The 22,055-nt window shown below is 57.7% G+C and carries 15 protein-coding genes; 9 read left to right on the top strand and 6 right to left on the bottom strand.

Features of this window, described 5'->3' with window-relative positions:
- The first annotated feature begins 2 nt into the window (after window positions 1-2).
- Window positions 3-2,213: a molybdopterin-dependent oxidoreductase gene (locus AB1724_02430; GenBank protein ID MEW6076650.1), complete on the top strand. Its 2,211-nt coding sequence runs from the start codon at window positions 3-5 to the stop codon at window positions 2,211-2,213.
- A gap of 134 nt (window positions 2,214-2,347) precedes the next feature.
- Here AB1724_02430 and katG read toward each other — a convergent pair whose 3' ends face one another.
- The 3 genes from katG to AB1724_02415 form a co-directional block, all read right to left on the bottom strand.
- Window positions 2,348-4,531 (bottom strand): catalase/peroxidase HPI, encoded by a 2,184-nt coding sequence (katG, locus tag AB1724_02425; GenBank protein ID MEW6076649.1) that lies wholly within the window; start codon window positions 4,529-4,531, stop codon window positions 2,348-2,350.
- Between the two features lie 61 nt (window positions 4,532-4,592).
- On the bottom strand, window positions 4,593-5,042 hold the full coding sequence (locus tag AB1724_02420; GenBank protein ID MEW6076648.1) for a Fur family transcriptional regulator: 450 nt from the start codon (window positions 5,040-5,042) through the stop codon (window positions 4,593-4,595).
- A gap of 74 nt (window positions 5,043-5,116) precedes the next feature.
- Window positions 5,117-5,680, bottom strand: coding sequence for a hypothetical protein (locus AB1724_02415; GenBank protein ID MEW6076647.1), 564 nt, complete (start codon window positions 5,678-5,680; stop codon window positions 5,117-5,119).
- 165 nt (window positions 5,681-5,845) lie between these two features.
- Between AB1724_02415 and AB1724_02410 the strand changes: the two genes are divergently transcribed.
- Entirely contained in the window at window positions 5,846-7,222 is a 1,377-nt protein-coding gene (locus tag AB1724_02410) for an NAD(P)/FAD-dependent oxidoreductase (protein ID MEW6076646.1), read from the top strand.
- Window positions 7,223-7,300: 78 nt separating this feature from the next.
- Here AB1724_02410 and AB1724_02405 read toward each other — a convergent pair whose 3' ends face one another.
- On the bottom strand, window positions 7,301-10,102 hold the full coding sequence (locus AB1724_02405; GenBank protein ID MEW6076645.1) for a choice-of-anchor U domain-containing protein: 2,802 nt from the start codon (window positions 10,100-10,102) through the stop codon (window positions 7,301-7,303).
- 581 nt (window positions 10,103-10,683) lie between these two features.
- On the opposite strand from AB1724_02405, the gene AB1724_02400 reads away from it, so the two are divergent.
- Genes AB1724_02400 through AB1724_02390 form a run of 3 tightly spaced genes read left to right on the top strand, consistent with a single transcriptional unit; the run spans window position 10,684 to window position 13,913 of the window.
- Complete coding sequence (locus tag AB1724_02400) at window positions 10,684-12,288, top strand: phosphatase PAP2 family protein (protein ID MEW6076644.1); 1,605 nt, start codon at window positions 10,684-10,686, stop codon at window positions 12,286-12,288.
- A gap of 21 nt (window positions 12,289-12,309) precedes the next feature.
- Window positions 12,310-13,614 (top strand): rhodanese-like domain-containing protein, encoded by a 1,305-nt coding sequence (locus tag AB1724_02395; protein ID MEW6076643.1) that lies wholly within the window; start codon window positions 12,310-12,312, stop codon window positions 13,612-13,614.
- Window positions 13,611-13,913 (top strand): hypothetical protein, encoded by a 303-nt coding sequence (locus AB1724_02390; GenBank protein ID MEW6076642.1) that lies wholly within the window; start codon window positions 13,611-13,613, stop codon window positions 13,911-13,913. Before AB1724_02395 ends, AB1724_02390 begins: the two co-directional genes overlap by 4 nt.
- Before the next feature lie 46 nt (window positions 13,914-13,959).
- On the opposite strand, the gene AB1724_02385 is transcribed toward AB1724_02390, so the two are convergent.
- The gene (locus AB1724_02385; protein MEW6076641.1) at window positions 13,960-14,364 is read right to left on the bottom strand and encodes a pancreas/duodenum homeobox protein 1; all 405 of its coding nucleotides are present in this window, start codon (window positions 14,362-14,364) and stop codon (window positions 13,960-13,962) included.
- Between the two features lie 241 nt (window positions 14,365-14,605).
- Between AB1724_02385 and AB1724_02380 the strand changes: the two genes are divergently transcribed.
- The 4 genes from AB1724_02380 to AB1724_02365 are packed head-to-tail and all read left to right on the top strand — an operon-like array spanning window position 14,606 to window position 17,780.
- Window positions 14,606-15,109 (top strand): cyclic nucleotide-binding domain-containing protein, encoded by a 504-nt coding sequence (locus AB1724_02380; GenBank protein MEW6076640.1) that lies wholly within the window; start codon window positions 14,606-14,608, stop codon window positions 15,107-15,109.
- Window positions 15,110-15,128: 19 nt separating this feature from the next.
- Window positions 15,129-16,820: a DUF3592 domain-containing protein gene (locus AB1724_02375; protein MEW6076639.1), complete on the top strand. Its 1,692-nt coding sequence runs from the start codon at window positions 15,129-15,131 to the stop codon at window positions 16,818-16,820.
- Between the two features lies 1 nt (window position 16,821).
- Window positions 16,822-17,208 carry a hypothetical protein gene (locus tag AB1724_02370; protein MEW6076638.1) on the top strand — a complete coding sequence of 129 codons (387 nt, stop codon included), beginning with the start codon at window positions 16,822-16,824 and terminating at the stop codon, window positions 17,206-17,208.
- Complete coding sequence (locus tag AB1724_02365) at window positions 17,205-17,780, top strand: hypothetical protein (protein ID MEW6076637.1); 576 nt, start codon at window positions 17,205-17,207, stop codon at window positions 17,778-17,780. Before AB1724_02370 ends, AB1724_02365 begins: the two co-directional genes overlap by 4 nt.
- A 22-nt stretch (window positions 17,781-17,802) precedes the next feature.
- Here AB1724_02365 and AB1724_02360 read toward each other — a convergent pair whose 3' ends face one another.
- On the bottom strand, window positions 17,803-22,050 hold the full coding sequence (locus tag AB1724_02360) for an acyl-CoA dehydratase activase (GenBank protein MEW6076636.1): 4,248 nt from the start codon (window positions 22,048-22,050) through the stop codon (window positions 17,803-17,805).
- Window positions 22,051-22,055: the final 5 nt, after the last annotated feature.

Here is a 22,055-nt window from a genome sequence, read left to right as displayed (position 1 = left end):
AGGTGGCCACCAGTAGAAAAGGTATTTGCGGTCTGTGCTTTCACAGTCCGGGCTGCGGCGTGACGGTCCATTTTGACGACGACAACAAAATCGACCGGCTGGAACCGGACCCGGAGGCGCCTCTGGGCGGCATCCTCTGCCCCATGGCAAGCGCGGCCAAAGAGATCATTTATTCAGCCAGCCGGTTGGCCCATCCCCTCAAGCGGGTGGGACCCAGGGGAACTTATGAATTTACGCCGATCTCCTGGGATGAGGCCCTGGATACGATCGCGCGGAAATTAAACGCCGTCAAACAGGCCCATGGCGCCGAGGCGGCCGGGTTCTACGCGGGTACCGGCTCCTATGAGCGTTCATTCAAGGACGCCTTCCAGCTCAAGGGATCGGAAATCTATCTGGCGTCCAGCATCCTCTTTCCCTTTGGTTCTCCCAATACGTTCGGCGTGGGGGCCCCGTGTTACACCTCCCTGGGGGTTCTGGCCCCGAAGCTGACCATGGGGTGCCTGCATATCGACATGTTTTCCGATGTGGACAATTCCGACCTCATCCTGGTGTGGGGTACGGACCCCTCCACTTCCACGCCGCCGGCCATGTTCGAGCGGCTCCGGACCGCCGCCGATGAAGGAGCGGAGATCGTGGTCATCGATCCCCGGAAAACAAGGGCCGCCGATCTTCCCGGAAGCGAGTGGCTCCCCATCCGGCCGGGATCGGACGGGGCGCTGGCGTTGGGACTGGCCCACGTTCTGATCCGCGACGATCTTTATGATGGACCATTTGTGAAACAGTGGACCCTGGGGTTCGACGACTTCGCGGATTATGTGGAGGCCTTTACCCCGGCCCACGTGTCCGGCCTGACGGGGATCCCGGCCGGCCGGATCGAGGACCTGGCCCGCCGCATCGTTCATGCCGAAGGGGCTTCCTATATCATGTACACCGGGCTGGAATACACCAGAAGCGGGGTTCAGAACATCCGGGCCGTCATGGTGCTGTGGGCCCTGGCCGGACAGATGGATGTGGAAGGAGGCCGGTGTTTTCTGAGGCGGGAGAGCATGATTCCCTTGAACAGGGACCACCAGATCCAAACCCCGGGGTTTGGGAAGTCCATCGGCAGCGGGAAATTCCCGGTTTATGCCCATTACTGCGGGGGTGAACCCCATGCCGGCCTGCTGCCCCGCGCCATTATCGACGGTGATCCTTACAAAATCCGGGCCCTGCTGGTGTATGGGGCATCGCTCATCACCGCCTGGCCCGATCCCGCCCTCTGGCGAAGGGCCTTGAGCGAACTTGATTTTCTGGTCACCATGGACCTGCAGCTCACCGCGGACGCGGCCTACGCCGATATCGTCCTGCCGGCTGCCACGGCTTTTGAGCAGGAGTCCTACTGCTATTACGGCGGGACCCTGCGCCTGCGGGAAAAGATGATCGAACCGGTGGGGGAAAGCCGGCCCGGGTTCCGGATTCTGCTGGACCTGGCCGACCGGCTGGGTTACGGCCATCTCTACCCCCGGACCCCCCGGGAGCTTCTGGAAACGCTGTTGAAGGATTCCGGCATAACGGTGGCGGACCTGGAAGCGGCCGACCGGCATGCGGTGACGATCGGCAAGGCCCCCATGGAATATCGCAAATGGGAAAAGGGCCTGCTGCGAAAAGACGGCCGGCCCGGATTCGAAACGCCCTCCGGCAAATTCGAAATCCGGTCCACGGTGTTGGAGCGTTACGGCTACAACGGTCTTCCCGTTTATGAAGAATCCGTGGAAACCGCTGTCAGCAATCCGGAGCTGGCCAGACGGTTTCCCCTGGTCCTGGGCACCGGACCCTTTAAGCCGGACATGAAATCCTGCCTGCGGGCCATTCCCGCTTTCATAAAAAAGTATCCTTATCCCGCCGTGGAGATGAACACCGCCGATGCCCGGGACCGGGGCATTCAAACCGGGGACCGGGTCATCATCAGGACCGCCCGGGGAGCCGTGCCCATGCGGGCCCATGTAAGCGATCGAATCATGCCGGGGTTTGTCTATGCCCCGGCAGGCGGCGGCGGCCCCCTGGGCACCGAAGAATGGCGCCAGGCCAATGTCAACGAGCTGGCGGATATGGGCCAGTTTGATGAAATCTCCGGCTTTCCGGTTTATAAAACCCTGCTCTGCCAGGTTTCCAAAAAGAAACGGAGCCGGTCCGGCATCGCCGTTCAGGACCCCACCCTGGGTTGCGTGGGCTGATCGTCATCTATTCACAGGCATGCCAATAAAAAAAAGGCCCCGGAGAAATTTTCTCCGGGGCCTTTTTACGTCTTGTGGCAGGCCGGGCTGATTGGCGACGTCACTCACCTGCCGCCATGACCAGAGCGTTTCAATCAGGCCAGGTCAAAACGATCCGCGCTCATGACCTTGTTCCAGGCCGCTACAAAATCATTCACGAACTTTTCCTGGCCGTCCTCACAGGCGTAAACCTCCGCGACGGCGCGAAGCTGGGAGTTGGCCCCGAAAATCAGATCGACCCGGGTGGCGGTCCACTTGAGTTCACCGGTGGCCCGGTCACGGCCTTCGAACACGCATCCGTCTTCCGCGGTCGGCTTCCAGACCGTGCCCATGTCAAGCAGGTTCACGAAAAAGTCATTGGTGAGCGTCTCCGGCCGATCGGTGAAGACACCGTGTTGAGACTGGCCGAAGTTGGCGTTTAAAACACGCATGCCGCCGACCAGAACCGTCATCTCCGGCGCGGTCAGGGTCAGCAACTGGGCCTTGTCAACCAGCAGTTCCTCGGCCGAAACACTGTACCTGGCTTTGAGATAATTACGGAACCCGTCGGCCAGCGGCTCCAGCACGGCAAATGACACGTCGTCGGTCTGTTTCTGCGACGCGTCCGTACGCCCCGGCTTGAAGGGAACGGTCACTTTGCAGCCGGCATTTTTGGCCGCCTGCTCGACGGCGGCGCACCCGCCCAGCACGATCAGATCGGCCAGGGAGACCTTCTTTCCATCGGACTGTTCTCCGTTGAACGCCTTGCGGATCTTGTCCAGTTTCTTTAAAACAGCGTCCAGTTGCTCCGGCTGGTTGACATGCCAGTTCTTCTGCGGCTCCAGGCGGATACGCGCCCCGTTGGCCCCGCCGCGTTTGTCCGAACCGCGGAACGTGGCGGCCGAGGACCAGGCGGTGTAGACCAGTTGAGAAACCGACAGACCCGAGGACAGGATCCTGCGCTTCAGGTCGGTGATATCCCTGGCGCCGATCAGTTTGTGATTGACCGCGGGCAGCGGGTCCTGCCAGAGGAGTTCTTCCCTGGGGACTTCCGGTCCGAGATAGCGCGAGCGGGGCCCCATGTCGCGGTGGGTCAGCTTGAACCAGGCCCGGGCAAAGGCATCGGCAAAGGCCTTGGGGTCCTGGCTGAACCGGCGGGCGATGGGTCCCATGACCGGGTCATAGCGAAGAGAAAGGTCCGCCGTGGTCATCATGGGCCGGTGTTTTTTGGACGGGTCATGGGCGTCCATGACCATGTCCTCTTCGGCCACGTCCTTGGCCAGCCATTGATGCGCGCCGGCCGGGCTCTTGACCAGCTCCCATTCGTACTTGAACAGCACCTTCAGATAGCCCATGTCCCATCGGGTCGGGTACGGCTTCCAGGCGCCTTCGATACCGCTGCCGATGGTGTCGCCGCCCTTGCCGGTGCCGAAGCTGCTCTTCCAGCCGAGCCCCTGCTGCTCGATGGGGGCAGCTTCGGGTTCCGGTCCCACATGAGAGGCCGGACCGGCACCGTGGCACTTGCCGAAGGTATGACCGCCGGCCACCAGGGCCACGGTCTCCTCGGGGTCCATGGCCATACGCGCGAAGGTTTCGAGAACGTCGCGGCCGGAGGCGACCGGGTCCGGGTTGCCGTTGGGCCCTTCCGGATTGACGTAAATCAGGCCCATCTGCACGGCGGCCAGAGGATTGTCCAGCTCCCGGTCGCCGGAGTAGCGTTTATCCCCGAGCCATTCGCTCTCGCTGCCCCAGTTGATGTCCTCCTCCGGTTCCCAGACGTCCACGCGCCCGCCGGCAAATCCGAAGGTTTTAAAGCCCATGGACTCCAGGGCGCAGTTGCCGGCCAGGATCATCAAATCAGCCCAGGAGATCTTTTTGCCGTATTTCTTCTTGATCGGCCAGAGCAGCCGACGCGCCTTGTCCAGATTGACGTTGTCGGGCCAGCTGTTCAAAGGGGCCAGGCGCTGGGATCCGGACCCGGCGCCGCCGCGGCCGTCACCCATGCGGTAAGTGCCGGCGCTGTGCCAGGCCATGCGGATGAAAAGCCCGCCATAGTGGCCGTAATCGGCCGGCCACCACTCCTGGGAGTCGGTCATCAGGGCAACCAGATCCTTTTTTACGGCCGCCAGGTTCAGTTTCTTGAATTCTTTGGCATAGTTGAATTCCCCGCCCATGGGATTGCTCTTGGCATCCTGCTGATGCAGCATCTTCAGATTCAACTGGTTCGGCCACCAGTCCCGGTTCGACATCCCCCCGCTGGCAGTAGATCCCATTATCGGTCGTTTGCTGTCTTGATCCATACGTTCCCTCCTTTTTTGATGAGTCCCCTTAATTTATGGCGCGCTGCTGACAGAAAAAATCCTATCTTTTTATCTTTTTGGACAGGCAGTCACCGCAGACACCGAAAAAGTCCAGCCGATGGTTCAGGATTTTAAAGCCCGTTTCTGAAGCCACCTCTTTTTTCATGCTGTCGAGGCTGTCCAGGTCCGGGTCGACAATTTTCCCGCATTTAACGCAGATGACGTGTGGATGAGAATACGGTTTGTTGCCGTCATAGCGATTGCTCCCGTCCGGAAACCCCAGTTCAAGAACTTCGCCAAGAGACTTAATCAATACAATGTTTCTGTAAACCGTGGCCAGACTCATGGTCGGAAAGTCTTTTTTGATCCGGCTATGGATATTCTCCACGCTGGGATGGCCTTCGCTTGTGGCCAGAATTTTTACAATGGCCAGCCGCTGGGGCGTTATCTTGTGGCCGCTGTCCCTTAATTTTTCAATGATGCGTTCAAATCTTTCTTTTTTGTCTTTCAACTTGAAAACCACCGACCATAAATGATAATTATTATCAAATAACATTAACTCTTCTTTAAGTCAACCCCTTTTTATCAGTGCTTTTTTTGCCCCGGCCCGGATTCCCATTCCTGTTGTTCTATGGTAACGGCATCAAGGTAGAGCTTGACCGTATTTAAGGTGTTGACAAAGACCTGCTTGCCGGCATCGGCGACGACCTGCCCGCCGACGTCGCCGCACAGCCGCAAAAAAGCGGCCCCGACCACGATGGCGGGATCGGCTTCGTCCATATTGGTGTTCAGGGCCTCGGTATAACATTGGGCCCGCTCCCGGATGGTCGCGAAATAGTCAACGGCCGGTCCGGGGGTTCCGGCTGAAGCCATGGCGGAAATCCGGCCGGCAAACCCGTGCAGGGAAAGCCAGAAGGCCTCGGACAGATCGGTTTTGAGGGGATGGTCGGCCAGAAAATAAGCCACCGCCCAGCCGGTAAACACGATCCGCAGCAACTGGATCTCATACTCGACCTTTGATTTGTTGATACACTCGTCATCATCGGGCAGCCTGGCCAGTTCACGCTTGATCACCTCGCGGTTCGTGGCCACGCCGGTCAGCACGTCAACGGCCCGTTCAATTGTATGAGCGGTTTTATTTTCAGTCATGGCAACCTCATGAAAAACGAATATGTTTTTAACCGGATATTTCACCCCAAGCCCGGTTTGTAAATATTCTTCCCGGAGCGTAACGACAAAAAGTCTTTGTGATTATGAACTGATAACGTATATAAAACATACTGTAACATGGACTTGATAAAAAGGGGAAAAGTGATGAGCGGACAAAAAGCAGTGCAAGTGATCATTATCGGCGCCGGCACCGGGGGGTTGAGCACGGCCCTGGAGCTGGCCGGAGCGGGTGTAAAGGCCACCGTGATCGAACAACGGAGTGAAGACCATTTCGGGAACACCTGGTGCAATGACGTGGAGGTGACCACTTTTCTGGCCGCCGGCCTGCCGGAACCGCTGGACGAGCACCTGGCCTTTCGTTATGACCATCCCTATTTTGTCCGCAGCCGGGACGGCAACGTCGAGTACCGCATCGACGGCCTGAAACTCTATCCGCTGATGATGTCAAAGTACCAGGAGCATCTCAAAAAAATGTGCCGGGAACGGGGCGTCGCTTTTCTTTTTGACACCGAGGCGACGGGCCTGCTGACCGAGAATGACGCGGTGGCCGGAGTTACCATCAAAAACAGAGACAGCGGCGACCAACAAAACCTTTCGGCTGATATGGTCGTGGCCGCCTGCGGCGACAAGGCCGCCATCTTCAAATCCCTGCCCGGAGCCGGCCTGATCGATCTTGACATCGAGGACGCGGATTATGTTTTTGCCCTCCAGGAGTTGTGGACGGTTGACCGGGACCGGGCCGCCCGGGTGATGCGCGAAAAACATATCGTCGACAAGGGCGTCATCTGCCATGTCGGGGTTTCCGGCCCGTATTCGATCCTGCTCTACCAGCTGGATCTGGACAGGGGCCGCTTCGGCATCTTAAGCGGCACCAAGATTCAGAATCCCGGGGTCAGCCACCCGCGCCGGGTCATGGACGAGAAAATCCGGGACCTGGGCTTTTGCCTCGAAAAAACCTATGCCGGCGGCCGGCATATTCCTTTACGGTACCCGCCTTTTTCCATGGTCTGCGACGGCTTTGCCGTAGTCGGCGACAGTGCTTATATGGCCAATCCGCAGAACGGCAGCGGCACCTACACCTCCATGGCGGCTGGTAAGCTTCTGGCCCGGACCATTGCCAACATCATCCGTACCGGTTCGCCTTTTGACACCGCCTCCCTCTGGGAATACAACCATCGCTTCCACACTACCATCGGGGCCCAGCTGGCCGGCCTGTATGTTTCGCAGAAGATCACCCGCGGTCTTGTCCAGGATGATGTGCATAAGCTGCTGACCGCCGGAGTGCTCCGGCCAAAGGATATTGTCGACGCCTACGAAACCCGGGCCGTCAACCTGACCGTATCAGACGCCCTGGGCCGGTTTTTCAGCGGGCTGTCCGTTCTGCCGGTCCTGCTCAAGTTCACCAGAAACGGGCTGCGGGTGCAGCAGGCCGTCCGGCACTACCGGAAGTTTCCGGAGACCTTTGACGCGGCTGCTTTTAACCGATGGAAGGAAAAGGCCGCGGCCATCTTCCGTTTTTAGACCACCGGAGATGGAAGGGCTGGTCTGGTATTTCAGGGAAAAGTCCGGAAATAAAATCCGGGGGAACCCCCACGGACTCTATTCGAAGGCGACATTCAGAAAACAGCCGCCACCGCTGCCGCCACCCCCAACTTTTTCAGTGCCAATGCCGGCGGGATCGACCACAACGCCATTGGCAACACCGTCCAGATCGCCAAACCCGCCATCCTGGATTTCGATGGTTACGGACTTCATGTCAGGCGCGAATGTGGCATGATCGCTGTAATCGATCCACCCGTCTATAGGGTCATACTTGTAAAACACGGAATCTGCCGGTGCTTTTTTATCCAAATAAATGATTACCTGAACGGTATCCCCCGGGTTTGCGGTTTCAATTCTGAAATTAATCAACCCCCAGGGCATGTTGGCCGGCATTCCGTCAATGATCTCCTGGCTATTGTTGCCCAGGGATTGCAGAAAAGTGATATTTCCAGAAGTTTCAATGGCGACATTCTTGTTTCCGACTACCGTTCTCACGCTCCTGAAATGATTCCCTTGGGTGTCCGGCTGTCCGTCCCCGTTCAAATCCCTTTTCCCGGTCGGTTCCTGATCATCCGGCATGCCGTCCCAATTGGCGTCATTTTCCACGCCACCCGTCACAAAAAAAGATGGCGTTGAATATTCCGATAAACACCCGCTGCCGCAATGTATATTAGCTCTCCAGTAATATGTCCAGTAGGGTTTCAGCACTCCCGGGGGTACCCGGTGACTGAACAGATCACCTTCAAATACATTCCGGTCATAAAGCAGGTTTTGAAAATCGGAATCTTCACTTATTTGCCAGCGGGTCTTGTCAACCGTGCCGCAGGTTATGGGATCAAGGCCCTTATCAATCACGAGGACCGGCGTCAATGACAGATCCTTAACACCACTTGCCGGGGAAATGGGTTGTGGCGGTTCTTCACATGAGTCCTCATACGGTGAACTTATCGTTACATGAACGGATGCGGATGAAGACAAACCATCATCGTCGATAACGGTCAGGGTAAACGTCAGCGGCACTTCTCCCGTGACAACTGACGGAGATGTAAATTGGGCAACCATGCTGTTGACGTCCGTCAGGGTGACAACCGGTCCATCCGTCTGTTCCCATAAATAGCTCACGATGGTTCCGTCCGGATCATATGAGTGGTAGCCATACAGATAAACCAATGTTTCACTGTCAACAGCCTGATCCGGTCCGGCATTTGCCACCGGCCCCTGGGGGGCGGCAGAGACGCAATCCGGTGTCCCATTACCGTCGGTATCCGTGTCCGGTGTACCGCAGCCGCAAGCACCCGGAGACGTTTTGAGCCGATCATTCGGGCAACCATCAGAGCAGTTCGGTGTTCCATCACCGTCGGTATCCGTATCCGGCGTACCGCAACCGCAAGCACCGGAGGTGATTTTTAAAGGATCATTGGGGCAGCCGTCGGTTATGTCCGGTTCGCCGTCTCCGTCCGTATCCGGAACAAACTCATCCGCCCCCATGTCCGGTGAGGCATCCCGGGTATGGCCGTCTATGTCCGTGGCCGGCGCGCCGGTTGCCGTTCCCTGGTCAATACCGGGCGAGCCGGCTTGAAGGTGCACGTCACCGGCCGTGGTCGGGGCGGCAGCCGGATCTGGCGGGACAACGAAAAGCGGATCAACATCGATGTTGCCCCCGTTGTCCGTCCCCAGGGACGTGTCCCAGGCAGCGCTGCCGCCGCTGCCCTTGACAATACAATTCGTAAACGAGGGCAAAGGGGTGCCATTCAGGAGGATTTCGCTCCCAAACGTTGGAGAAGCGTTGTTCCATAATATGCAATTAATCAATTGAACAGCGCTCGATTCACTGTAAATTCCTCCGCCGCCGTTATTAGGAGGGCCATAACCCCAGTCGTCATCCACAGTCCTGTTGCCGCTGATGGTACAATTGGTCAGGATCGGTTCGCAGACAACGTAACTGAAACCATAGTTGCTGTTCCACATGCCCCCGCCCAACTGGAAAGCCTGGTTACCGCTGATAATACAGTTGGTCAACTTTGGGCGGCATGTTCCGTATGGAGCATTATTGCAAATGCCGCCGCCTGAATTGGCCTCATTGCCGCTGATGACGCAGTTTAAAAGGATCGGGCTGCAGGTGCACTGGTCGTTAGTATTATTGCAGATTCCGCCGCCGAAAGAGCTGGAATTGCGGCTGATGACGCAGTTGGTCAGGGTTGGATTTGACGTGGATCCGGAATTGGTGCCATTAAACACTCCTCCTCCTGACCAGTCCGCATGATTATTGGAAATGGTGCAGTTGCTTATTGTCGGGCTGCTGACAGCACCGCTGCCCAGGCTATCATTATAAATACCACCGCCGACCGCATATCCGCTGTCGGCATTACCGGCTGTAATGGTGAATCCATCCAGTACCGTCTGTGGGCTGACGCCATCGAAAGTAACCACTTGATACGCGTTTTCGCTGTTGTCGCCACCGCCGGTATCGTCCTGATTCAGGTCACCGCTCAGGATAGTGATATTGTTGCGCCAGTCCCGTTGATCGAGACCAGTTTCCAAAATACCGCCGCCGGCCCCGTTCGTGCCGCCAAATCCGCCGTAAACTTCCACATCACTTGGGATATCAAAGGAAGATGAGCGTGCCCCGTCGGTCTGGCCGGCGCCCTCGTCCGGATAGTAGGTGCCGGCCGCCGCCCATATCTGGTCGCCGGGCACGGCAATAACCAGAGCATCCTGCAGGGTTAAGAAAGCGTTCCCCCAGGAAAGTCCGTCATTATTACCCGTAGCGTCGGCATCTACGTAATAAATGGCGGCAATGGCACAATTAATGAATAAGGGCGACGATAAAAGCCCGATCGCTAAGCATAATGTGACCAAGGAAAATGCCTTATTAATTCGAAAGCCCATCTTTCCCCCCCAATCCTGTTAAGTGCTGTCAAATTTTTGCGAATGGTAACAAACGGGGGAAAGAGCCGTCAAGCTTTAATTGATTTTTCGATTAGTCTTATTGATTAATCAGGCGGGATTCCATCGTATCAAGCTCGTACCGCGCTTCTAACCGTCCATCTCGATCGCAAGAGAAATCACGTGGGGTTTTCGGGACACTTCCCGGGCAGCGGAATCGCTCCGACTTCAGTCAAATATGTCTCAACCTGAAAGTCCCTGTTGCCGGCTGATTTCTGCCCGCGCTGCATTCCGGCGCCATGATAGTGATTGGAAGTCCGCTTAGCCCTTCATTTGCTTCAGGTGCCTGAGCAGAGTCGACAAATACCGGTAATGACGAAGGATCGGGCAGATCCTCTGCGTCTCATACCGATCTGATCCAACTATGTCCGTCCTACATTCCCCTGCCCGACGATGGTCCGATTCCTCGCGTTGACACCCGACAGCAGCGCTGCTATAGATAACGGGCGTAAACGATAACAACTTATCCTGTAACCTTTTTCCTTCTGAGCACGATGACCTTACCCCCGACTCAACCGGAATTGTCCCTAAGCGAAAGGCTTTTTGCCGCGACGGGAATTTATGCCCTCTTTTTCGCATCCTATACGCTTGCCAACCGGACGGTTTCTCTTGAGTCAGCCGTCAACCTGACCCTGCCGGTGGACAGGGCCATCCCGTTCATCCCTGAATTTGTTTACCCCTTCTATCTCCTGTATGGTTTTATCGTTCTGCCGTCATTTCTGATCAAAAGCCGCCGGCTTTTTTACCGTTCGGTAGCGGCGTTTTCGTCGCTGATCGTGATGTCGGCCGTTATTTTTCTCCTTTTTCCGGTGTACGTGCCGCGCCCGGAATTTGTACCGGACGGACTGGCCGGAAACATGGTGGCTTCCATTTACCGCATGGACAGACCGATCTGCGGTTTTCCCAGTCTTCATGTATCAACGTCCCTGCTGGCCACCCTGGTGGTTTTCCGAAACAGTAAAGCCCAGGGTATGTTGTTTTCCGTCATGTTCCTTCTCACTTCAGCGGCCACCCTGTTCATCAAACAGCATGTTGTGCTCGACGCGGCCGGAGGAATCGTCATGGCCCTGCTGATCGACCGTCTTTTCGTCAGCGAGAGAATGCCTTCGCTCCGGCCGTTGCTCAAGGCCGGCCGTCTGATGGTGCTGTCGGCCAGACGTCCTCCGGAAGCGCTTCGTTCGCAACGGATTTGCTTCACTGAATGCGTGACCCCCGGAGGCACGCAATACGATTTGTATGATCCCGTTTCGCCGGCGCAAAAGACGTTTATCGTTATCCATGGGTTGACCCTGCAGGGAGAAAAGGATGCGCGGCTGACTGCCTTCGCGGAACAACTCGCCGTATCCGGCATCAGGACCGCCGCCATCGCCCTGGCCGGGTTAAAACAATGCCGCTTCGACGATGCCGACACGCGCGCCATTGCCGATCTGGCCGTGGCGTTGTCCTCGCAATACGGCGACCGAACAGGCATCATCGGTTTTTCCTTCGGCGCGGGCCTGGCCCTGGTCGCGGCCGCCGGTCCGGAGGCGCGTCATCTGATCGACCCGATGATTCTTTTCGGTCCTTATTACAGCCTGGAAACAGTTCAATCGGAAATTTTTCTGCTGGCATTGCGGCAACCGGTCAGTGAAGAAGAATGGAACAACCATATCTGGATCCGCCTGGTCACCGTTTTCCGGAACATGGACGGCCTGGCCCTGGACACCGCTACCCGGCGGAAAGTCAGCGAGATGCTGACGCATTACTGCCATGAGCCCTCTATAGCGGTCAAACACGAATTTTACGAAACGACTCTCCGGCACATCGATGTGAGAGAAAACGGCTTCGCCCCCCTCAACCTGCCTGCCGGAGCCGCCCTTTCCCCTGAGAACAAGCTGGATCTCGTCCAAAGCAGGGTGTTGCTTCTCCACGATTATTATGACGCCCTGATTCCCCCGGACCAGTCACGGCTGATTTTCCGGGAATTGGAAAGCAGCGGCAACGGGAAAGACCACCGGCTTCTGATTACGCCCCTGTTGTCCCATGTCACCCCGGGAACCTCTTTGAAAGTGTTTGATATTTTCCCTTTGCTCAATATATTTTCAAAAATATACGAATAATCACCTCACGGGAAAGCGGTTATGACCGGAAACGAATACCCCTTGGAAAAAATGGTGCTGGCATATCTGATCCTCCTGGCTGTTCCCGTGGGAATCTATATGTCGGTTTTCTGGAACGTTCCCGCCATGCGCCCGGCGCAAGCGCGGCAAGTTCTTACCGATCAAAGGAAGCCCGCCGTACTGATCGATGTCCGCCGGCCGGGGGAATTCCTCCAGGGGCACATCAATGGAGCCGTCAACCGGCCTATTGACGATATCCTGTCGCCATCCGCCGGCCGGAGCATTTCCACCCAGTACCCGGGCCAGACGCTTTTTTTTATCTGTAGCGCGGGATTTGACAGCGCCAGGGCGGTACGGCAAGTCATGAAGGAGTCGGCGCAACCCGTGTTCAATATCACCGGCGGCATGCAGAAATGGCCCGAAGGCACGGCCGGCGGAAGCGGCCCCTATTTCAGCCTGATCAGGGGAAACAGCCCGCCGCAACCGTTTCCGGAAATGCCGGCGCCCATATCCGTTCAAATCGCCGCCTGTGCGGCGGCCTTTGCCGTGAAGCCACTTTACATGCTGCTGACCGCCGTGCTCATTTTTTATTTAAGAAAATCAGCGGCCATGGCCGGTAAAGCTTTGCGGTTATCCATGATATTCTTTCTTGCCGGGGAAAGCTTTTGCGCCCTCAATTACCTTTTTTTCGGGGAGGATGCCTGCCTGATCGAATACCTTCACATCGCCGGCATGGTGGCGGCCTTTGGTTTCGCTTTTTCCGCTGCCTTCCAGTTCATGGACCTGAAACTGATGAACATGGCGGAAATGAAAATTCGCTGTGCCGCCACCAATGTATGTCCGGCCTGCTACAAATACGCCGACGCCCCCTGCCGGGGCACTCAGGTTCTGGCCTTTATCTCTCTTTCGCTGATGACGTGCGGCGCCATGCCGCTGCTGGCCTCTCCACGCCTGGATTCATATAACACGGACATTTTCGGTACCATGTACCATTATGCCCATCCGGTTGTTTTCCAATATTTTGAAATCCGTTACGCCCCGCTGGCGGCCATGCTCCTCTTCGGCCTGGCGTTTCTGTCCTGGCGGCGAAGCGGTTTCACGCCCTCCCTGTCGGCCGTCCTGCTGTTTTCCATCGGGGCGGGGATGCTGTGTTTTTCTTTCTTCCGCCTGTTTCTGTTTGCCGTCTATGCTGACGCCCTCTGGTGGTATATTATCTGGGAAGAAATCACGGAGCTGCTTTTTATCACCGGCATCTGTGTCCTGTTATGGATTTCGAGAAAGTCACTATCGTGTCCGCCGCAAAAACCGGTACAGCACGGATCATGATTTTTACCGGGAAACTTGTTCTGTGCCTGCTACCGGCGGCACTGACGCCGCTGTGGGGTTTCCTGATCGCGGATGGATATTTAAATTTCGGGAGCGGGGATAAGGATCTTTTTCTCCTGGTTCCCTGGAGCCTTTGGGCTTTGCTGTATACGATCATCTTTATCGCGGCCTGGATAAAACGAAAAAATACTGGGACCATCGTTCTCTATTCGTCTGTCGGCGCTGCCGGAATTCTGGCCACGGCTTGGCTGGCCCTGTTTATATGGGCCCACACCATTTCCAATGTTTACAAACAATAATATTCCGCCGATCAATACGCGGAGACTTGAGCTTAGAAATCCGATGTCACCGGGTTTCCAACTCGATAACAAAGGGAACTACGTGGAGTATTCGGGACACTTCCCGGGTCCGGCCGATTTTCCAGTTCCGGCAGGACGCCCGTCCGTCCAGCAGGGAGTTGATCTCATTGACCAGGCCCTTGACATCAATCACCGGATGCCGGCTCAGCACATTCGGCAACCCATAGGTCAGGTTGCAGGCCAGGCATTTCCCCGGTCGCTGGCGCAGGTGAAATTCGAAATTCAACTGATTGCCGGTATGGCCGGCAAAGGCCAGGCCGATATCATAGGCGCCTTCATCTGAATCACCGTATAGCGCCTCGAAAAATTGATCGGCCTTTTCTTGAGGAAAAATCTTTTCCAGGGCCGCTTCGGTAAAAAGCGACTGGTAATCACGGTCATTCATCATCATTTACACCCGCGTTAAATAAATGCCCCTATTGTTTTCATCCTTATCAAAAAGGGTAAGCCGCCTGAGAATGAATTTTTCAAGGCGTCGAATTTATAGCAAGAAGGAGCGGGGGTGTCAATAATCCGGCGGTCGTGTCCACCGTATTCCGTGATTTTTGTTCCATAATCTGATAGCATCTTCAAACTTAAGGCAATCCAATTCCAGCACGGATCAATCGCCTAAATCGTTCAAGGGAGACGGCATGAAGGAATCCAAGTATTTAAAAGACACCATGCAGAATGTGGAAAAACTCCTTACCATCCCTTTGATGAAGGAGTTCAAGAGCAAAGCCCTGGGAAACATCCTCAAGCAGAGCAAGATCTGCCAGTATGATGACGGGGAAACGATCATCAGGGAAGGTGACGTCAGCCCCTTGCTTTATTTTCTCCTTTCGGGCGAAGTCCGGGTGATGAAGGACGGCGAGGACCTCGCGACCTTGAAACGCAAGGGGGATGTATTCGGCGAGATGAGCATGTTGACCGATTCGCATCGTTCGGCATCGGCCACCGCCGTCGGCGAGACCACCTGCCTGGCGGTGGATTCTTCCCTGATCAACAATTTTTCCGAACACGACAAACTGGCGTTCTGCTGCATCCTTTACCGCGTGCTGGCGGAGGTGGTTACGGAGCGGTTGAAAAAAACCAGTGCGGACATCATCAGGTTAAAAAAAGAAAACGAGGAACTCAAGGCGCGGCTAGGAGTATAGGAGGGATAAAGGTCATGATATGGTCCGGTTCAGAAATAAAGGGATAACGTCATCATCGACCCGGCCGGGGAAATTATTCGCCACGCTGTTCGGCCTTGTTTTCATGGGCATGGGGCTTCTGTTCGCAAGTTTTATCGTGCGGCAGACCATGACCGACTTCAAGATCCTGTCCTGGGAGAAAACGCCCTGCGCCATTATTTCCGGCCGGGTGACCACGGTCAGCGACGGGTATGCCTTCGAGGTTGAATATGCCTATCGGGTCAAAGGCGCCGACTACCATAGCCGACAGTTCAAGTCCGGCTTCTTCAGCAGTACTCATGATGATGTCTCCAAAGCCGACGCCCTGGCCAGGCGATATGCGCCGGGCGCGGACGCCTTCTGCTTCGTGAATCCGGACAATCCGGCCGAAGCGGTTCTGGCCCGGGGCAGCCTCTGGACGGGGCTGCTGGTGCTGTTCCCCATGATTTTTGTCGTTATCGGCGGTGCGGTTATTTACGGGGCCTGGACCGCTGGCGCCGGGAAAACGAAAGCCTATTCCCTTTCGGCCAAAGCCTCCCGGTCGAAATACGGCAGGTTTTTCCTGGCCGGATTTTTCCTGATCTTCCTGGTAGCCGGGTCGGCCTTCGGATACTTCCTGGTGTTTCCGGCATTAACAAAATATCTGAACGCGGACAATTGGGTTGAAACGCCCTGCGTCGTCCAGTCCAGCCGGGTCAAAAGCCATGACAGTGATGACGGCACCACCTACAGCGTGGATATCGTCTATGAGTATAATTTCAATGGCCAGCCTTTCCGCTCGGGAAAGTACAGGTTCATCGGCGGTTCCTCCAGCGGATATGCCGGCAAGGCCGCGGTGGTCGACCAGTACCCGCCCGGCCGGCAAGCCATCTGCTACGTCAACCCGGACGATCCGGCCGAGGCGGTACTAATACGGACGATGGGGCCGGAAGCGTTGATGGCCCTGATCCCGCTGATCTTCATGATCGTGGGCCTGGGCGGATTCATTTATGCCCTGAGAACGGGTAACGCCGCCGGAGCGATTGGTTCGGCCGGCACATCACGAAGGTTGCCTGCCCGGGTTGATGTCGGCAGCGGCCGGATGATCCTGAAGCCGCAATCATCGGCTGCCGGGAAAATCATCGTCAGCATGGCGGTGGCGGCTTTCTGGAACGGGATCGTTTCGGTCTTTGTTTACCAGGCCTATGCCGGCTGGCGGACCGGGAACCCGGATTATTTTCTCATGCTGTTTTTAATCCCTTTTGTCCTGGTCGGGCTGGTATTGATCGGCGGCATCTTCTACTTTATCCTGGCCGCGTTCAACCCCAGGCCGACGATCAGCCTGGAGACCCATGTTCTCCGGCCGGGGGACGCGACGGACGTGGACTGGAACACCTCCGGAAACGTCTACAATATCCGTGAGTTCAAGCTCCTGCTGATCGGTGAGGAAACCGCCACCTACCGCCGGGGCACAGACACCTGCACGGACCGGCAACCCTTTTATGAAAAAGTCCTGGCGGCATCCGCGGACCCGGAAACCCTTCGCCGTGGCCAGACGAGTCTGCGGATTCCGTCCCCGACCATGCACTCCTTTAAGAGCGACAACAACGCCATTGTATGGAAAATCCGCCTGCAGTGTGAGGTGCCCCGCTGGCCGGACATAAAAGAGGATTTTGAGATCACCGTCTATCCCCTGGAAAGCGAGGCGTCATAATATGGATGGGCTGTCCCTCAGCATAAAGGACGACCGGGATGTTTTTGCGCCGGGCGAGACGGTTGAAGGAAAAGCCGCCTGGCAGGCGGATTCCCCGCCCGGGAAAATCTTTCTCCGGCTGTTCTGGTTCACCCGGGGCAAAGGGACCGAAGACGTCGGCATGGTTTCTGAAGTTGTTTTCGACCACCCGCCGGCAACCGGCGCCCGGCCGTTTAGCCTGGCCCTTCCCCTGAGCCCGTATAGCTTTTCCGGGCAACTGGTGTCCCTGACCTGGGCGCTGGAACTGTCGGCGGAAGGGTCGGATCAAACGGCCGTCAAGGAAATCGTCGTGTCCCCCTTCGGGCAGGAAATCGACCTTACCGCAACCGTTCCGGAAGAGGCCCCATGAAATCCCGCGTCAATCCTTTTGCCAGCCGCCACATCGAATCACTGCCCTATCAGTTCACGGCCCTTTCCTTAAACGCCGTCATGGAACGGCTGGCCGCGCAGCGCTATCGCGGAGCCATCATCGGTCCCTGCGGAAGCGGCAAAACCACCCTGCTGGAAACCATCGGCCGCCGGCTTGAGCAGACCGGTTTTTGCTGTTGCTACCTGTATTTGAAAAAGGAGAACCGGCCGGTTTACACCCCCTGGCCAAAGCCGCTTTCCGGTCGGGACGCCGCGAACACCGCTTTTTTGATCGACGGGACGGAACAACTTTCCCGTCCGTCCTGGTTTGGGCTCTATTTTAGAATCCGAGCGGCCGGCGCCATCGTGGTGACGACTCACGGCAAATCCCTTCTGCCGCCCCTGGTCCATACCCGGACCTCCCCGGCCCTTTTGCATGATCTGGTGCGGCAACTCACCGGCAAGGCGGAAACAATCTCGGAGCCGGCCATTGTCGATCTTTATCGCCGTCATCAGGGGGATATCCGGCAGGCCCTGCGGGAACTGTATGATGTGTGGGCGGCGCGGGCATAATGGGACGTCTTTTTTTGATCCGCTATCTGACCGACACTATTCTCCGGTCCCACGGCTGCCCCGTTTTCCGCGGATAGGCCAGGTAGGGAATAATTTTTGAATTCTTGAAGCTGCCGGTGCCGTCGTAGGTGATGGAAACCACGGGCACGCCGGTGTTCTCTTCGATCTTTCGCGACATGGCCTGGGTCACGATGGAGGGGCAGCAGAAGGCCGGATTGGTCTGGACGAACAGGGCCACATCCGGAAAATGTTTCCGGATGTAGTGAACCTTGAGGATGTTGTCCATGGATTCGCCGGTGTGCTCGATCCCCAGATGATAGCCGGCCAGGATCTTGCCGGGGTCGTCCCTGAAGGCGTGCTCCGGTTCCCGCAACACCCGTTCAAAATGACGGTAGTACCTTCTCTCCATCCACTGGACCGACGACATCAGCGCCCTGGAGGAAAAGGTGTGCCAGTATTTCCCCTCCCGGAACCATTTGCGGAAATAGGGCCCGGCGATCATCCGCGCGTAAGTGCTGTAAGGCGTGGTGATGACCTCCCCGCCGTTCTGCTCGATAAAGCGGATCAGGTTCTGGTTGATAAAGCGGTTGTCGCGGACATACAGGTCGCCGAAGATGGCCACCTGGGGACGGCGGGGTTCTTCACTGATGTCCACCGCCTCGAAAAGCGCGGTAGCGGCCGCGGCCGCCTCTTCCCAGTCCCGGCGGCCCAGGAAAGCGTCGACGCCGATCCGGACGCTTTCGGCCAGGGCCCGGTCCGTGGCGCCGGCCTCGCGTTCATAAGGCCGCAGGCGGCAGGCCATTTTCCGCAGCATCCCGCCGAACATGAAAGCAAAGTAGGCGTACAGCGACATCTTCGGGGAGATGTCGCTTAAGGTGATGTCGCCGCTATACACCTCCGCCTTTTCCAGGCCGTTGCCGAAGTCGTTGACCAGCCGCTTGATGTGGTAAGGGTAGAGCTTGAGGTTGCAGGCGATTTCGCCGCCGGCCATCCACAGCACCGTCCGGTCCGGTTCGAGGTGGTGGTGGCCGACATAATCGGCGAACTCCTGGGCGATGATGTTCAAGGGAATGCACTGGCCGGTATTGTGCCGCAGGCTTTTGCGGACGGAGGACTCGGTCTCTTCCAGCAGACGGGCGTCATAACCGTCCCGCTGCATGGCGGCGACCAGGAGGCGACAGGTGATGTCGTCCCAGTTGGGCATGAGGACGGTTTTGCCCTCGAGCCGGCTGGCGTGGGCGGGCTGCAGGCAGCGGCAGGATGCCCGGGGAACCGGGGGCACGACGCTGCTGTTGTGGTTGCGGAAGGCCCGGACGGCCGCCTCGATGCGGGTTTCGTAACCCACGCTGGAGCCGTGCTCGTCGATCTGGAGAATGAGATAGGGCTTGCCGTGCAGGTCCATGACGCGGCGGAAGTAGTCCATGACAAAGGAATCCGGCGTGCACATGAACGAAGTCAGCAGAACCGGATAAAGGGATTCGGTCTGGGCCGCGACCACGGCGGATTTGAGTATTTCAGCGGCGTGTTCCCAGTGGATTTCATCCAGCAGGGGCTTTACGGTTTCAAGATCCGCCGTGGCGGGATCGAGCATATCCTGATAAAAAACCTTAATGCCGAGGGCTGAAAATATATCGGGGATGTGCTTGTTCATTTCCCGGCTCAGGACCGTATAGGGCCGGCCGAGCAGCACCACCCGGATATCGCCGGAGGAATCCTGCCGGTGCCGGCGGTAGCTGTCCCGCAGCCGGTCACGCCCGGCGCCGCGAAGGGCCAGGGCGTTTTCGTAGGCCGTATTGACTTCCATGAAACCCACCGGTTCCGCGCAGACGGATTTGAGCATCCGGTAAAGCTCCCGCTTGGTGTGGAAATGGCTGTACAGGTAGTTGACCAGGGGCGTCAGGACGCGGGACGGCTCCAGGTCGGCCACCAGGGCCGGCGCGTACTGGGTATAATAGCAGTACTGGCGGCGGGTGTGTTTCTCCTTGTCGCGGTTCTCAAAATAGGTCGGCACGAAGACGTAATCGGCCCGGTCCAGCAGATGGCGCACATGACCGTGCAGGGCGGCCACCGGCGCGCAGAATTCGGCGCCGGTCAGCCGTTTACCGGTTTTCACCCCTTCGGCAAAACGGTCACTGACAATGGTGCGGATGCCCAGCTGCGCGAAAAAATGGGTCCAGAACGACAGATCGTCCACCAGTTGCAGGGCGGCCGGGAGGCCGATGGTGACGCTCCGGGACGGCGCGTCCGACGGCGGCGGCTTGAGGATGTCCCGGCGGGCGGACATGAGGTCGAACCCGGAAGTATTGTTGCCGACGAAGCGGCGGGTTTCGTAATCGCGGCCGCACAAAAATCCGTAAGCCACCGTCTCGGTGCCCACGACGGCCACGGTGATCTTGCAGTGATTGGCGCACAGGTCGCAGATCTCATTGCGGATGGGAATCTGCGCCCGGTAAAGCTCAATACCCCGGAATTGAGAAACAAATCCATCCTGTTCGCGGGCGGTTTCGGCCAGGGTGAGGGCGGTGCCCAGGGCGCCGGTCAGGTGGCAGTAGCGGGATACATGGATAGGCTGATTGAGCCCCTGCTCAAAGGCCGCCACCAGGGCCCGGTTTTTGGCCGTGGCCCCCTGGAACAGGACGGTGCTCCCGATCTGGCTCGGGGTGGCCACTTTGGCCAGGTAGTTTTCCCGGACGGCATGCAGGCTGGCGGCCAGCATCTCCTCCCTGGCGTACCCGACGCTTAAAAAATGGTTGATGTCCCGCTCCATGAAAACCGTGCATCGGTCGCTGGTCATGGGCGACCGGCACCCTTTCGTGCGCGCGGGGAATTCGTCCAGAGGGCACTGGAGCCGGCGGGCCTGCTCCTCGATAAAGCTGCCGGTGCCGGCGGCGCACACGGTGTTCATGGCCGAGAAAGTCACCCGTCCGTCTTTTAAGGTGGTGAACTTGGCATCCTGTCCCCCGATTTCAATGATGGTGTCCACGGCCGGGTTAAGCGCCACCGCCGCCCGGGCGTGGGCGGTGATTTCATCCAGGATCAGGTCGGCGCCCAGGACGCGGCCCACGAACTTGCGGCCGGATCCGGTGGTCCCGGCCCCGCGGACGGCGATGGTGACGCCCTTGCGGCGGCCGAGGTCTTCAACGGCGGCTAGAACGGACTGGATGGCGTCCACCGGACGACCGGCCGTGCGGGTATAAAAACCGGCCAGGACATCGCCGGCCTCGCCCATTAACACCGCCTTGGTGCTGGTGGACCCGATGTCGACCCCGAGAAAAGGCGTCCAGGTGGTTGCGGCGGACGCCGGAGCATAGACGTCGACCTCAACCGTGCCCGGTGCCCCGTCCCTTTCCGGGGAAAAGACATATTGTTCGTGGGATTCAAAATCCGGGTATTGGGAAAGGGTCAACTCCAGGGGACGGTAGGCATAAGAGCGCTCGACGGCGGAGCTGGAAATAATGTCGTCCGGATGAAGGAGGCGGACAGAATCGGAAGCGGCCTTTATCCCGGCAAGGCAATGCAGGGCCGCGCCGTAAGCCCCGTACAGATGGGACCACTGGTCCGCGATAATGTCCACGCCGGTGAGGGTGCCGATATGCCCGGCCACCGGCCGGTTGTGCGATACCCCGCCGCAGAGCACCATGGGCGGGCGCGGGTGTTCATTGGTAAATAACGTGTCGACGATGTTGCGGGCCAGGCCGTGGCACAGGCCGTCGCAGATGCTTTCCAGGGAGTAGCCCTCCTGCTGGGCGTGGATCAGGTCGGTTTTGGCGAACACGGCGCAGCGGCTGGCGATGCGGGGAATGCCGCCGGTGTTGCCCAGGGCGCGGGCGCAGAGGTCCTCGATGCCGGCCAGGTTAAGGCGCCCGGCCTGCTGGTCCAGGAAGCTGCCGGTTCCGGCGGCGCAGGAAGTGTTGGAAAGATACTTGCGATAATGACCGTTTTCATCAAAGAGAATCAGCCCGAATTTTTCACCGCCCACGGACAGTATGGCCCCGGCTTCGGGGTGGCGCTCCCGGGCCGCGGCAATCAGGGCCACCTGGTCATCATACCGGAACCGGGCGTTAATGACCGGCGGGGTGGATGAGGTAGCGGCCACCGCGCCGATGGCCGGCAGATCGACCGGCGCCAGCATTTGCCGGAGGGTGTCGGCGATATTGCCGTTGTGAAAGCGATAACCGCTTTGAATGATATGTTTTTCCGGAGAAATAACGACCAGCCCGGCGCTAACGGACCCGATATCAATACCTAAAACGTGTTTTTTAACAATCATCAGCA

It is taken from the genome of Thermodesulfobacteriota bacterium, assembly GCA_040753795.1.
In the GTDB taxonomy this organism is placed as follows: Bacteria; Desulfobacterota; Desulfobacteria; order Desulfobacterales; family Desulfosudaceae; genus JBFMDX01.
This window is presented reverse-complemented; position numbering and strand designations above follow the sequence as displayed.

Coding starts and splice junctions, on each gene's coding strand:
- katG (MEW6076649.1), bottom strand. CDS start 4,531: ATGGATCAAGACAGCAAACGACCGATAATGGGATCTACTGCCAGCGGG.
- AB1724_02415 (MEW6076647.1), bottom strand. CDS start 5,680: ATGACTGAAAATAAAACCGCTCATACAATTGAACGGGCCGTTGACGTG.
- AB1724_02410 (MEW6076646.1), top strand. CDS start 5,846: ATGAGCGGACAAAAAGCAGTGCAAGTGATCATTATCGGCGCCGGCACC.
- AB1724_02400 (MEW6076644.1), top strand. CDS start 10,684: ATGACCTTACCCCCGACTCAACCGGAATTGTCCCTAAGCGAAAGGCTT.
- AB1724_02395 (MEW6076643.1), top strand. CDS start 12,310: ATGACCGGAAACGAATACCCCTTGGAAAAAATGGTGCTGGCATATCTG.
- AB1724_02390 (MEW6076642.1), top strand. CDS start 13,611: ATGATTTTTACCGGGAAACTTGTTCTGTGCCTGCTACCGGCGGCACTG.
- AB1724_02385 (MEW6076641.1), bottom strand. CDS start 14,364: ATGATGATGAATGACCGTGATTACCAGTCGCTTTTTACCGAAGCGGCC.
- AB1724_02380 (MEW6076640.1), top strand. CDS start 14,606: ATGAAGGAATCCAAGTATTTAAAAGACACCATGCAGAATGTGGAAAAA.
- AB1724_02375 (MEW6076639.1), top strand. CDS start 15,129: ATGGTCCGGTTCAGAAATAAAGGGATAACGTCATCATCGACCCGGCCG.
- AB1724_02370 (MEW6076638.1), top strand. CDS start 16,822: ATGGATGGGCTGTCCCTCAGCATAAAGGACGACCGGGATGTTTTTGCG.
- AB1724_02365 (MEW6076637.1), top strand. CDS start 17,205: ATGAAATCCCGCGTCAATCCTTTTGCCAGCCGCCACATCGAATCACTG.
- AB1724_02360 (MEW6076636.1), bottom strand. CDS start 22,050: ATGATTGTTAAAAAACACGTTTTAGGTATTGATATCGGGTCCGTTAGC.